We start from the raw sequence: 11,424 nt of genomic DNA, 5'->3' as shown, positions 1-11,424 counted from the left end.
TGCGTCCTCGGACCTCGCTTATAAACCGCCCCCGGCTTCCGCGGCCCCCCGCCCCTTTATGGCGGGGGGGGCGCAGCGCTATCCGGTCTCCAGCAGCGTTTTCAGCCGCGTCAAGTCGGCGCGGTTCGCTCGCCGGATCACGGCTTCCAGTACCGGCGCGGCGAGCTGTCCGAATCCGCCCGGCTCGCCGCGGTTGCGCAGCGTCATCCTGGTGCCGCCCTCCGGAGTGTCTGACCAGGTGTAGGTCGTTTCCCGCGGAGGCAGTCCCGCCACGGTGCGCATAATCAGTCGCTCGCCGGGCCTGTGGTCGACAACCTCGTAGGTATAGGCCAGTCTTCTGCCGAGAAAACGGGCGACGAACGCCATCCGGGAGCCGACGCGCAGCGGTGGCTCGGTCTGCCAGGTGACGCCGCAGATGCGGGCATACCAGACGGGAGCGTTCGTCGGGTTGCCGGCGAACGCCGCGACCAACTCGCGCGATCGGTCGATCGTGACCTCCGTCAGCACGTCGACGGCCATCGGCCGATTCAGCGCGGCTTGTGTGCGAGAACCCCGAACATGGTGACCGAGAGGTGGATGTCGCCGCTGGCCGCGCCCGCCTCGAGGTCGGCGAGCAAACGATCACGCTGTGCCTCGGTGATCACGCCGCGCGCGACCGCCATCGCCGAGATCCTGGTGACCAGCGATCCCGCGCCGACGCTGCGATCCTGAACCAAGGCGTGGGAGCCGATATCGTCGACCACCAGACCGGCCTGGGTGAGCAGGCCGGGCAGGCGACGCCCGGACAGCGGATTGGTCGTCGCCGACACGAGGGTGTCGACCACCTCGCGGACGACTTGCCGGTTGCCGGGGTGCACGATCGCGGTACCCCAATCGCTGTCCACCACGACGACGCGTCCGCCGGGTCGCAGCACGCGCGCGATCTCGTTGGCCGCGCGGGCGGGGGCGGTCAGGTGCTGGAAGACGCGCTCGCACAGCGCGGCGTCGAAGCTGTCCGCGCCGAACGGCAGGCCGTAGGCGTCGCCGGAGTGGAACTTGGCCGTGGAGTCCGCCTGGGCGGCGCGGCGTACCGCGGAGCCGAGCAGGTTCGGGTCCGGCTCGACGCCGACCGCGCTGCCGTTCGGACCGACCGCTTCGGCGAAGGCGATGACCTCCGAGCCGGTGCCTGAGCCGATATCCACCGCGCTTTCCCCGGGCCGCAGCGCGAGCGCTTCGTGTGCCCAGGTGCGCAATCGGCGGATGCCGGGCAGCGCGGCCTGTAGGTCGCGCACGTCGACGAGCTGGTCCTGGCCGGCCCGGTCGAACCGATCGGGGCGCGCAGCGTAGGTATTCATGGGCCCGTGTCCATTCCCGGCCATCGTGAGGGGCGGCGTCGCCGTCGTCTGAGGCATGGCCTGGAGCCTACGCGGGGAGTTGACTACTCGCGCGTACGGTATGTGATTCGAGTCACTCCCGGTCGGTGCGCATGAAGAGCCGGCGTGGTCGGGTAGTCGGCGCCAATGAGATGATCGAACTCGTTCGGAGTGCACGATCACGGGAGTAGAAGGTAGGCGATGGCGCGCAAGTTGTGCCTGGCGCAAGACGTCGAGGCGGACGAATTACTGACCGGGGACCACTTCGCCACCTTGCTCGGGATGCTCCTCGACCAGCAGTATCCGATGGAACACGCCTTCCGTGGTCCGAAGAAGATCGCCGACCGGATGGGCGGCTTCGATATCCATCGCATCGCCGAGGCCGACCCGCAGGAGTTCGAGGACTTGGCCGCGACTCCACCGGCTATCCACCGCTACGGTCGGTCGATGGCTCGGCGCGCCCAGGAGTTGGCCCGATACGTCATCGAGAACTACGACGGCAAGGCCGAGAACATTTGGACACATGGCGCCCCGGACGGCGCCGAGGTGCTGCGCCGCCTGAAGGGCCTACCCGGCTACGGCGAGCAGAAGGCAAAGATCTTCCTCGCACTGCTCGGCAAGCAGCGCGGTGTGCGGCCGGACGGCTGGCGTGCGGCGGCAGGCGCGTACGGCGAGGAGGGGTCACGCCGGTCGGTCGCGGATGTGACAGATGCCGAATCCCTTGCGCAAGTGCGGGAATTCAAGAAACAGGCGAAAGCGGCAGCCAAAGCGAAGTAGCGCGACTGGGTAATTCGCGGCTTACCTTCTTTGGAATCCTCCTGCGTTTTTTCCTCGTTCTCCGGGGGTTTCTGTTCGAAGCTTTGCTCGAACGGCTCCACCTGGGATGAGGGATGGCAAGATCGGTTCAATGGGACGACTTCCAATTTCCCATCGCCGCACAGATTTCCGGACGCACCGCGACACTGACCCCGGTGTTCGACCGGGAGCGCGCCGTTTACCAGCCGGTTGCGCTGCCCTTCGAGGACAGGCGCCGTGAAAGACCGAGTACGACCGCGAGGTCGCCGCCTGGACCCGGCTGACCAGCACGATCGCCGCTGGAGCGACCATCGGCACGCTCGTCGGCGGCCTTACCGGTGCGGCCGCCGGCTGCGTCCTCGGTGGCATTGCCGGTGCCACCGTGTCCGCCGCCGCGATCGTCGGCCTGTTCGGCGCGTTCCTGCCCGCGGTGATCGGCTGCTTCGGCGGCGTCATCGCGGTCGGCGCACTCGGCACCCTGGTCGGTCAGTTGCTGGTGACCGCATCGGTGGCGATCGGTGCGGCGATTCAGTACTTCACCACGATCAATCAGCCGTTCGTCGCGCCGATGTAATCCTTCGCCGGAGAGAGATCCCGCACGGCGGTCACCACGATCTGGCAGGGTCTTTCTCGTGTGTTGTCGCCGGGGTAAACACTGTGCGTATGCACACAACCGCGAGTCGGAGCTTGGTGCGTCGCGGATATCGGTGTTAATTTTATTGACATGTCTGCCGTGCGATCGAACACCCTGCGGGTCACTTATGTGACCGCCGCGCTGGGTCTGCGGCTGCCATTGACACGCGAGCTGTGTTGCGCCTCTTGCTGCGGCTGAGCTGGGTTTCCCGCTCGTTTGCTGCCTCGTCGCCCATGTAGGCACGTCCCGTTCGAATACGGGACTTCAGCAAGGATCTGCACAATGTCTCTCCCTACCCTTGAACGATCCGTCTCCAGGGTTAGCGGTCGCGCCCGTATTCAGCGCCCCGTGATCGCCCCCGAACTGCGTATTGCCGACAACCCGGCGGCCGCGGTCCTGCGCTCCGCCACCGGCGGTCCTGTTTCACGCGACAATGCCGCGCGCACAACGGGTTTGAGCATCGCGACGGTCAATCGTCAGGTGTCGGCGCTGCTGGCCGCCGGTCTACTGCGCGAGCGGCCCGACCTGACGGCCTCAGGTGCGGTCGGACGCCCCCGGGTTCCGTTCGACATCGACCACGAGGCCTACCTGACCATCGGCATTCACATCGGGGCCGCGGTCACCAAGATCGTCGCGGCCGATCTGCGCGGACGCATTCTCGGCGGCCTCGCCATCGCCACCCCGCAGACCGGACAGGAATTCGCCACCACCACCATCGCCCGCAGCGCCAAGGCGTTCTTGCAGCGCTGGCATCGGCGCAAAGCGCTGTGGGCGGGCGTGGCGATCGGTGGCCGCGTCGATCCGCTCACCGGCGTCGTCGACCATCCCAAGCTGGAATGGCGTGGTGCGCAGGTCGGTTCGGTCCTCGGCGAGGTGCTCGAGCTGCCGGTTTCAGTGGCGCCACACGTCGAGGCGATGGCCGGCTCCGAACTGTTGCTTCCGACTTCCGACCGGCGCGAGAACGGCAGCAGCCTGTATTTCTATGTCCGCGAAACAGCCGGCGTGGCGGTGACTTTGGATGGTCGCGTGCACACACCGAGCAACGGCCCTGGCTCGATCGCGCACCTGCCCACCGGGTCGAATGTCGAATGCTCCTGTGGACGGCGCGGCTGCCTGGAAGTGACCGTGGGTGATCGGTCGCTGCACTCCAGAGCCGTCGGTCGCGGAATCATTCCGGCGCACAACGGCACCGCCGGATCGACCATCGCGGATCTGTACCGCGCCGCGGAGGCGGGTTCGGAGCCGGCGCGCGAACTGCTGGCCGAGCGCGCCACGATCCTCGGCCACACCGTGGCGATGGTGCGTGACATGCTCAACCCGGATCGCGTAATCCTCGGCGGCCAGGCCTTCACCGGCTACCGGCCCGCCATCGCGCATGTGGCGCGTGCGTTCAATCAGGGCTCTACACTGCCGCCGACCGACATCCGGATCAGCGGATTCGGCGGCAAGGTACAGGAGTTCGCCGCCGTGGTCACCTCGTTGAGCGTCCTGTATGCCGATCCGCTTGCCGCGATCCGGCGAACCTCGTTGGGCGACTGATCGACTCGACAAGGGCGGTTGGCCAACGGCGGCCGATCGCCCTTTCTCCGTGCGTTCGCGGAGCTAGCGGCGTGGGTCTCCGGCGGTAGTGAACAGACCTTCCAGCGCGGTGATGAAGAACGGAAAGTGTCCCGCGAATCGCTGTAGGTTCCGCTCGCGGTCGAAGCCGCCGAACCAGTAGAGGCCGGGCTGAGCGTCGGCGGACGGATTGAGGTCGCGGAAGGCGCGAATCCAGTTGTCGGCGCGGCCGCCGATCACCATGAACGGCAGGGCGCGGGAGAACACCGTCTCCTGGTCGATCGGCGGGATCTGTTCGCGCCGAGTCGCTTCCAAGCCCCGCTGCAGGGCGCGGATCTGTTTGGTGAGCGCCAGCCCGCGCGCGGTGCGCACCGGCAGGTACTTCGGCAGCAGCAGGGCAGCGCCGCCGGCGAGCGCGATGGCAATACCCACCAGGGCATGTCCCGCGGTGAGCGCGAGCGCGAGGGTCGAGGCGAGGCCCGCGACGACCAGCGCGCCGCCCAGCCATACCGCGAGGCCAGGGCGGCTGCGATCGGTGCAGGTGCCGCGGGCGACCGCGTCGGCGCGCAGGGCGGACCGCACCGGGCCGGACTGCACACGGCCCGGCTTGCGCAGGTCGCTGACAGTCACCGCGTTGCTGCCTTCGGGCAGCAGCGCCAGATAAACGGCCTTCTCGTAGTCGCGCAGTTGGTCGTCGGGTGCGTTCACCCGGTTGATCCGCCAGTCGGTATCGCCGAGTGGCGTGACCCGGATATACCGGCGCACAGCGAGATCCACCACGGTGGCGGCGATGTCGACCGGGTCGACTTGCCCATCGAGCAGGAGGCCCGCCTCGCCGGGCAGCACCCCCTCGGGTGAGGTGAACTGTACGCGGTCGCCTTCCCGTAGCAGCGGGTCGATCGTTTCCGAACCAGCACCCACGGCGGCGTCCTGGCGTCGGGCCCAGAATGCGAAACCAACCAGGCCCGCCAGTGCGAGCAGCAGCGCGCCGAATGCGACGAGCACCGGTGTGGTGACCCCGAACGCCCCCGTGTGGCCGCTGTCGCGCACCTCGGCGTTGCTCGGCACGGTCCCGGGCGGAAGTTGCAGGGTCAGATCGATCGCGTCGCCCTTGTGCAGGTCGGTCTGCTCGAGGAAGAGCACGCCGTCGGGTTCGATCCGGACGTCGGCGCACGGCCGAGTCTTGCCGGGCGGGCCGAGTGTGCAATCGACGATGCCCATTTCGAAGCTCGGGCTGATCAGCGAAGCGCTGATCGAGGCGAGGTCGGTATTGAGCACACCGAGCCAATGGAACACCTGGGTGCCGGGCGCGTCGCTGACGGTGTTGTGCACCGAATACTCGAAGGTGGACTCGCCGGGACGTGCCTCCATGGTGAACTGGTCGTTCGCTACCGTCGCCGTGCCGGCTCCTTCGGTACTCACGTCGGTGACTCGGAAGATCTGCTCGGCGTCGTCACTCACCTGCAGCCGCAGCGGGAGCGACATCCGGAACGAGCTATCCGGCGGGACCGCTACCCGCTCGACCACTTCGAGGACGCCATCGCGGCTGAGTTTCACATCGGCGGTGATGGTTACGCCGCCGGGCGCGGGCTCCGCGCGGGCGACCGGAGCACTCGCGAGCATTCCCACGGCGGCGAGAAGCAGCGCGGGTACGGCACCCCCCCGAAAAGTCAGCATGGCTGCCTACTCTAGACAGCTTGCTATTCTGCGTCAGCGGCTGTCGGCGATCACTGAGACGAGGGGGTACGGGGGCGTGACACAACCACCGTACGGATACGGACCGGTTCCGCATGGCGGGCGCCCGGTTCCGCCTCCGCCCGGTTATGGTCCGCCACCGGGGTACGCTCCGTCGGCCGGTTATGGTCCGTCGCCTGGTTATGGTCCGCCGGCGGGATATGGTCCGCCGCCGGGGTTTCGCCCACAACCGCCGCCGATGCCCTACGGTCCGCCTGGTCGTCGGCCTTATCCGCCACCGCGCAATCGTGGCAGTGGCACATGGGTGACGCTGTTGATCGTGATTGTGGTCCTCGTCGCCGGAGGACTTGTGCGCAATGCGATTTCGACCGGACGCAACGACAGCGGCTCCACCGGGCCGCAGCCCACCTTCACTTTCGACGCGCAGCCCGACGGCGCGACAGGTCCCGCCGAGACCGGTCGAAATCCGCTGCTCACGAATCCGAATGCGACGTTGGTCCCGGCACGGTGCGCCTACTCCGCGTGGGGCACGCAGGTGGACGTCGCGCGCAAGTTCTTCGAAAGCGCCGCGTCCTGCCTGGAAGCGGCGTGGAAACCGCTGTTGGGGAAGGCGAATCTGCCGTTCCGGCCACCCGCGTTGAATGTCAGCGCGACTACGGCGGGCATCACCACGCCGTGCACCGGTTCGACCAGCAACTTCGCCGCGTTCTACTGCCCGGCGAACAAGACCATCTACCTGCCGATCAGCCAGCTGCAGACCGACTACTTCAAAGACAACTGGGTGGTCTACCTGTCGGTTTTCGCGCATGAGTACGGTCACCACGTGCAGGCGATGTCCGGCATTCTGCGCAAAGCGAACAGTGAACGGGCCGATGTGGGACCGCGCAGCACCGTGGGGTTGGAGCTGTCCCGCCGAGTCGAGTTGCAGGCGAACTGTTTCGACGGCATGTACCTGTCGTCCTCGGCCGGCGGCGGATCGCTGACCAACCCCCAACTCACCATGGCCCGCAAGGACGCATACGGTCGCGGCGATCAGGCGGGCGACATGCGCGACCATGGCACGTCCGAGAACGGCGGCGTGTGGTTCGAGACCGGTCTGGACGAAAACCTCGCGGCCCAGTGCAATACGTTCACCGCGTCAGCCGGCGCGGTCAGCTGAAGCCGCCACCGGCCAGCCGTGCCTGCGGCACACCTGCGCGACCAGCACAATCAGGGGACCGCAGGAGCCGGCACACAGTCGTCATCGACATTCCCGCTTCCTGATCGCCGTGCGGGCGGCCTCGGTGACCTGTGCGGGACTGTGCATCGACCACTTCGAGTGAATTCCGCCGGCCGCGCGGTCGAAACGCGCAGACCTTGGATCAGGACGGGAGTTGGGTGCGCCGGAGGCGGTCCAGCCAGGTGGTCACCGTTTCCGGCGTCGGCGGGTCCTCGCCGATCAAGTCGAGCACGCTGAATCCGATGCACGCGGCGCCCATCACCCGGGTGGCGACCGCTTCCCTGTCGCCCCAGGGCAGATAGGGCTTGGCGATCAACAGGGAGGCGATGCCGTGGGCGACGGACCAGAGTTCCAGCACGATGGGCAACGGGTCGCGTGGGGCCATCGTTCCCTCGTCCATGCATGTGCGCACGGTCCTCGCGAAATGTTCGAACGCGCCACTGGTGAGCACTTGGTCGACCGCACCCCCGGTGTCGGTGGGCGCGGTCGCGAGCCGGTATTGCTCGGGATGTGCCAGTGCGAATCGGACATAGGCCATGCCCTGATCACGCAGCTGGGTCATCGGCGAGGCCGCGGGATCGGTGGCTGTCCGCAAGGCGTCGGCCAGGTCCTCGAACACCTGGGCCACGACGGCTTCGATGAGCTCGTCCTTGTCCGCGAAGTGCCGGTAGATCGATGGCGGGCTCACCCCGACCAGCTCGCTCACCGCGCGGATCGACACCGCGTCGGCATGACCGGTGCGGGTGAGCAGTTCGGCCGTCGCGCGCAGGATCTCCTCGCGCAGCCGGGATCCGGAACCGCGTGGTGATCGTGGTCGGCTGGACCCGATCATGGGCGTCCCGCGGCTTCGAGATCGCGAGTATCGACATCGTGGTCGACTTCGGTCATACCGATCTTGGCGTGCAGGCGAGCCAGTGGCTTCGGCGCCCACCAGTTGGCCGGGCCGAGTAGCCGCATGAGCGCAGGTGCGAGCAGCCCACGGATGATCGTCGCGTCGACGAGCACGGTGAGGGTGAGACCGAGACCCATCATCTGCATGAACGACACCTTCGAGGTGATCAGGGCGCCGAGCACGATAGCCATCAGTACCGCGGCCGCGGTGAAAATCCGACCGGTGCGGGCGACACCGATGGCGACCGCGCGGGTGTTGTCGTGGCAGACGAGCCATTCCTCGCGCACCCGGGAGAGCAGGAACACCTCGTAATCCATCGACAGTCCGAAGGCCAGGCAGAACATCAGGATCGGCATGGTCGGCACCAGGTAGCCGACCGCGGTGAACCCGAGTAGGTCCGAAAGGTGACCTTCCTGGAACACCCACACCATCGCGCCGAAGGCGGCGGCCAGTGAAAGCGTGTTCAGCACAAGCGCTTTGAGGGGCAGCACGACGCTTCCGGTGAACAGGAACAGGACGACGAAAGTGGTCAGTGCGATCAACCCACCCGCGAGCGGGAGCCGGGCGGACAGCGCGGACAGCGAGTCGGCGTTGACCGCCGCGGCGCCACCGTAGAGCGCAGGTCCCGGCGCGGGTATCGCCCGGATCGCTTGTAGCTGACGGTCACCCGCGGGAGAGAACGGGTCGAGCTTCGTGGTGACGACGAGGTATGTCCCCGTGTCGGTGACCATTCCGGGCGGCGGCACGGCCAGACGGGCCCCGGAGACATAGATTCCAGCACTGGACAGCACCGCGGGCACCCCGTCGACCCGGGACAATTCGGCAGCGTATCCGCCGATCGTCGCGGTGTCGCCGCGGTAACCGTCCAGCACGATGGTCGTGTTGGCGGCCGGGTCGGCCTGCGGGAACCCGGTGCGCAACGTGTCACCGACCTGACGACTGGTGGAGCTGGTCGGCAGCACGCGGTCGTCCGGATAGCCGAACTTCATCGAGAGGAACGGGGCGCCGAGCGCGAGCAATACCACGACGATGATGACCGCGACCGGCCCCGCGTGCCGCATCACCGCAAGGACCGTCCGGTACCAGCGGGTCTGCTCGGGTGCCTGCGGCGCCGGCGCGAGGGCGTCCCGGCGCAGCATGCGCCGCAACGGAACTCGCAGATCGAGCGCGTTCACCCGCGGGCCGAGCAGCACGAGCGCCGCGGGCAGGATCAGGATCGAGGCGGCCGCCGCCGCGACGACGACGGCGACGCCCGCATAGGCGAACGACTTGAGGAAATACAGGTCGAACACGCTCAGCACAGCCATGGAGAGGGCGACGGTGAGCGCCGAGAACAATACGGTGCGCCCCGCGGTCTGGACGGCGCGGATAGTGGCACGGGTCGGGTCGAGGCCGCTGCCGAGTTCCTCTCGGTAGCGGCTCACGATGAACAGGCTGTAGTCGATGGCCAGCGCCAGCCCCAGGGCGGTCGTCATGTTCAGCGCGTAGATCGAGACGTCGGTGAACAGCGTGAACAGGCGCAGAATGGCCAGCGTCGCCGCGATGGCGAACAGACCGATCGCCAGCGTCAGCGCGGCGGCGATCAGGCTGCCGAACACCAGGATCAGCACGATCATCGACAGTGGCACCGCGACGCCCTCGGCGAGGGCGAGATCGCGCGTGGTCTGTTCGGTCACGTCGTGGTAGATCGCGGCGATGCCGCCCTGGCGGACCGTCACGCCCTCGGAGGTCACGGCGAGTTGGTCGGTCAGTTCGCCCGCGATCTGCTGGACATGGGACTCGTCACCGGTGAGGTTGGCGAGCACGAGGGCGTTCTTGCCGTCGGTGCTTCGTAACGCGGAGGCCAGGACCGACGGGGCGGTCCAGTAAGACTGGACGCCTTGCACATCGGAGCGGCCTTTGAGAGTGTCGGCCACCCTGATGCCCGCCGTTTTGGTGGCGGGATCGTCCGCGCCGGCCTCCGAGGTGACCAGCAGTACGAAATTGGGTGCGGCCCCGCCGAAGTGGTCGGCCATCAGTCGAGCTACCCGGGTGGACTCGGCGTCGGCGGAGGTGAAGCCGCCGGACTTCAGGTGCGTGGCCGCCGTCGCGCCGAAGATGCCGCACAGCACCATGATCGCGATCGCGACCACGAGCACGGCGCGGGGCGATCGGGTCGCGAATCGGGCAATCCGGGTCAGCATCGGGTGCTCCGATCGCTAGGTTAACGGCGTTATCGTAACGACGTTAACCTACGGAGTTCGCCGCGTCGAGGGGTACGCGATGAAGGGTCAAGCACGCGCCTTGCGAATCGCCCGCAGGCCCCTGCGCCCGGGAATCGGCAGGTCGTCACGCATTGCCACCCACTCGGCGGTAGTCAACCACAGCTGCTGGGCGCGGGCGTCCGCGGTGTTGTGGAAGATCCGGCGGCCACGATCGTCGCGCAACTCCTGTGCGACGACCGACCAGCGGGGCGGGCGGCCGTGCTCATCCAGGTAGTCGCCGAGGTAGGTCGCGACGGCGGTGCCGATGGTGTTCACCGGGCGAAGTGACACTCTGTTGCCGTACTGGGCGGCATGAAAACGCCGTGCGGCACACAGCGATCCGGGATTGGCGTTGGAGGCGATCCAGCCCGCGCGCTGCGCCCGCTCGATCAGCCAGAGATGCTTGAGCGCCGACGGCGCGATACTGCCGATGCGGGTGTGGATCAGTGCCATGATCTGTTCGGAGCACAGGACGTCCCGGCGCGTCGGGCCGATGCCGTGCGCGGTCCAGTGCGCGTCGGCGAGTTTGGCGAGCACCCGGCCGAAGTCGTCGATGCTGCGTTGAGCGCGCCGCCCGAGCCGCTCGATGCGCTCGGCTTCGCGGCGCATCTCGTTCTGCGCGGTCAGGGTGCGGATAGCGGCCATGGTCGGGACCTGGCCGCGTTCGAGGAGTTCGAGGATGGCGGCGGCGGTGGCCGGATCGGCCGCAGCGGTCACCGGCAGGGAATCGCGCTTGATCGCGAAGTCTTCCGGGCTGATCGCGCGACTCAACAAGGACACGGCGCAGTGATCGCCCGCGAAGTCGGTACCCGACAGCCAGGCTGCGGCGATGTCGTCACACGACACGGTGGAAGTTCCTCCGGTGGAAGTGTGGAATTGGCGCTGGTCACCCACAGGCCGAACGTCGTTGGTTGTGCCCCGGTCGGGATGAGGGACCGGCCGGGGCCACCAACCTGATGAAGGTTTGGCTACCGAAGTTGCCGATTGCCACGTTAGCCAGACGATTGCATCGTGTCATGCATGGTGACGGTTTCGTT

9 protein-coding genes and 1 pseudogene are annotated in these 11,424 nt (G+C 67.5%); 4 read left to right on the top strand and 6 right to left on the bottom strand.

All coding sequences use genetic code 11. From position 1 onward, the window contains the following. Nucleotides 1-78 precede the first annotated feature (78 nt). Together AB0B25_RS21190 and AB0B25_RS21185 are read right to left on the bottom strand one after the other, a co-directional pair. The gene (locus AB0B25_RS21190; RefSeq protein WP_357182049.1) at nt 79-519 is read right to left on the bottom strand and encodes an SRPBCC family protein; all 441 of its coding nucleotides are present in this window, start codon (nt 517-519) and stop codon (nt 79-81) included. 8 nt (nt 520-527) lie between these two features. Beyond that, nucleotides 528-1,334: a methyltransferase domain-containing protein gene (locus AB0B25_RS21185; RefSeq protein ID WP_357182046.1), complete on the bottom strand. Its 807-nt coding sequence runs from the start codon at nt 1,332-1,334 to the stop codon at nt 528-530. A gap of 219 nt (nt 1,335-1,553) precedes the next feature. Here AB0B25_RS21185 and AB0B25_RS21180 point away from each other — a divergent pair, with 219 nt between their 5' ends. The 3 genes and pseudogenes from AB0B25_RS21180 (at nt 1,554) to AB0B25_RS21170 (ending at nt 4,320) form a co-directional block, all read left to right on the top strand. Beyond that, the gene (locus tag AB0B25_RS21180) at nt 1,554-2,129 is read left to right on the top strand and encodes an HhH-GPD-type base excision DNA repair protein (RefSeq protein ID WP_357182043.1); all 576 of its coding nucleotides are present in this window, start codon (nt 1,554-1,556) and stop codon (nt 2,127-2,129) included. A gap of 122 nt (nt 2,130-2,251) precedes the next feature. Then, nucleotides 2,252-2,721: pseudogene (locus AB0B25_RS21175) on the top strand (hypothetical protein); the annotation flags it as partial. 342 nt (nt 2,722-3,063) lie between these two features. Then, nucleotides 3,064-4,320: an ROK family protein gene (locus AB0B25_RS21170; RefSeq protein WP_357182040.1), complete on the top strand. Its 1,257-nt coding sequence runs from the start codon at nt 3,064-3,066 to the stop codon at nt 4,318-4,320. A gap of 63 nt (nt 4,321-4,383) precedes the next feature. On the opposite strand, the gene AB0B25_RS21165 is transcribed toward AB0B25_RS21170, so the two are convergent. Continuing rightward, nucleotides 4,384-6,015, bottom strand: coding sequence for a DUF2207 domain-containing protein (locus tag AB0B25_RS21165; protein WP_357182037.1), 1,632 nt, complete (start codon nt 6,013-6,015; stop codon nt 4,384-4,386). Between the two features lie 337 nt (nt 6,016-6,352). On the opposite strand from AB0B25_RS21165, the gene AB0B25_RS21160 reads away from it, so the two are divergent. Continuing rightward, complete coding sequence (locus AB0B25_RS21160) at nt 6,353-7,192, top strand: neutral zinc metallopeptidase (RefSeq protein WP_357182086.1); 840 nt, start codon at nt 6,353-6,355, stop codon at nt 7,190-7,192. Nucleotides 7,193-7,394: 202 nt separating this feature from the next. On the opposite strand, the gene AB0B25_RS21155 is transcribed toward AB0B25_RS21160, so the two are convergent. From AB0B25_RS21155 to AB0B25_RS21145, 3 genes are all read right to left on the bottom strand, one after another. Further along, nucleotides 7,395-8,084 carry a TetR/AcrR family transcriptional regulator gene (locus tag AB0B25_RS21155; RefSeq protein ID WP_357182034.1) on the bottom strand — a complete coding sequence of 230 codons (690 nt, stop codon included), beginning with the start codon at nt 8,082-8,084 and terminating at the stop codon, nt 7,395-7,397. After that, entirely contained in the window at nt 8,081-10,327 is a 2,247-nt protein-coding gene (locus AB0B25_RS21150; protein ID WP_357182033.1) for an MMPL family transporter, read from the bottom strand. Before AB0B25_RS21150 ends, AB0B25_RS21155 begins: the two co-directional genes overlap by 4 nt. Nucleotides 10,328-10,414: 87 nt before the next feature. Next, nucleotides 10,415-11,233, bottom strand: coding sequence for a hypothetical protein (locus AB0B25_RS21145; protein WP_357182030.1), 819 nt, complete (start codon nt 11,231-11,233; stop codon nt 10,415-10,417). Between the last annotated feature and the right edge of the window lie 191 nt (nt 11,234-11,424).

Source organism: Nocardia sp. NPDC049190 (assembly GCF_040648115.1).
Lineage (GTDB): Bacteria > Actinomycetota > Actinomycetes > Mycobacteriales > Mycobacteriaceae > Nocardia.
The sequence above is the reverse complement of the archived record's forward strand: the minus strand, read 5'-3'. Positions and strand labels throughout refer to the sequence as shown.

Coding starts and splice junctions, on each gene's coding strand:
- AB0B25_RS21150 (WP_357182033.1), bottom strand. CDS start 10,327: ATGCTGACCCGGATTGCCCGATTCGCGACCCGATCGCCCCGCGCCGTG.
- AB0B25_RS21165 (WP_357182037.1), bottom strand. CDS start 6,015: ATGCTGACTTTTCGGGGGGGTGCCGTACCCGCGCTGCTTCTCGCCGCC.
- AB0B25_RS21190 (WP_357182049.1), bottom strand. CDS start 519: ATGGCCGTCGACGTGCTGACGGAGGTCACGATCGACCGATCGCGCGAG.
- AB0B25_RS21170 (WP_357182040.1), top strand. CDS start 3,064: ATGTCTCTCCCTACCCTTGAACGATCCGTCTCCAGGGTTAGCGGTCGC.
- AB0B25_RS21180 (WP_357182043.1), top strand. CDS start 1,554: ATGGCGCGCAAGTTGTGCCTGGCGCAAGACGTCGAGGCGGACGAATTA.
- AB0B25_RS21155 (WP_357182034.1), bottom strand. CDS start 8,084: ATGATCGGGTCCAGCCGACCACGATCACCACGCGGTTCCGGATCCCGG.
- AB0B25_RS21185 (WP_357182046.1), bottom strand. CDS start 1,334: ATGAATACCTACGCTGCGCGCCCCGATCGGTTCGACCGGGCCGGCCAG.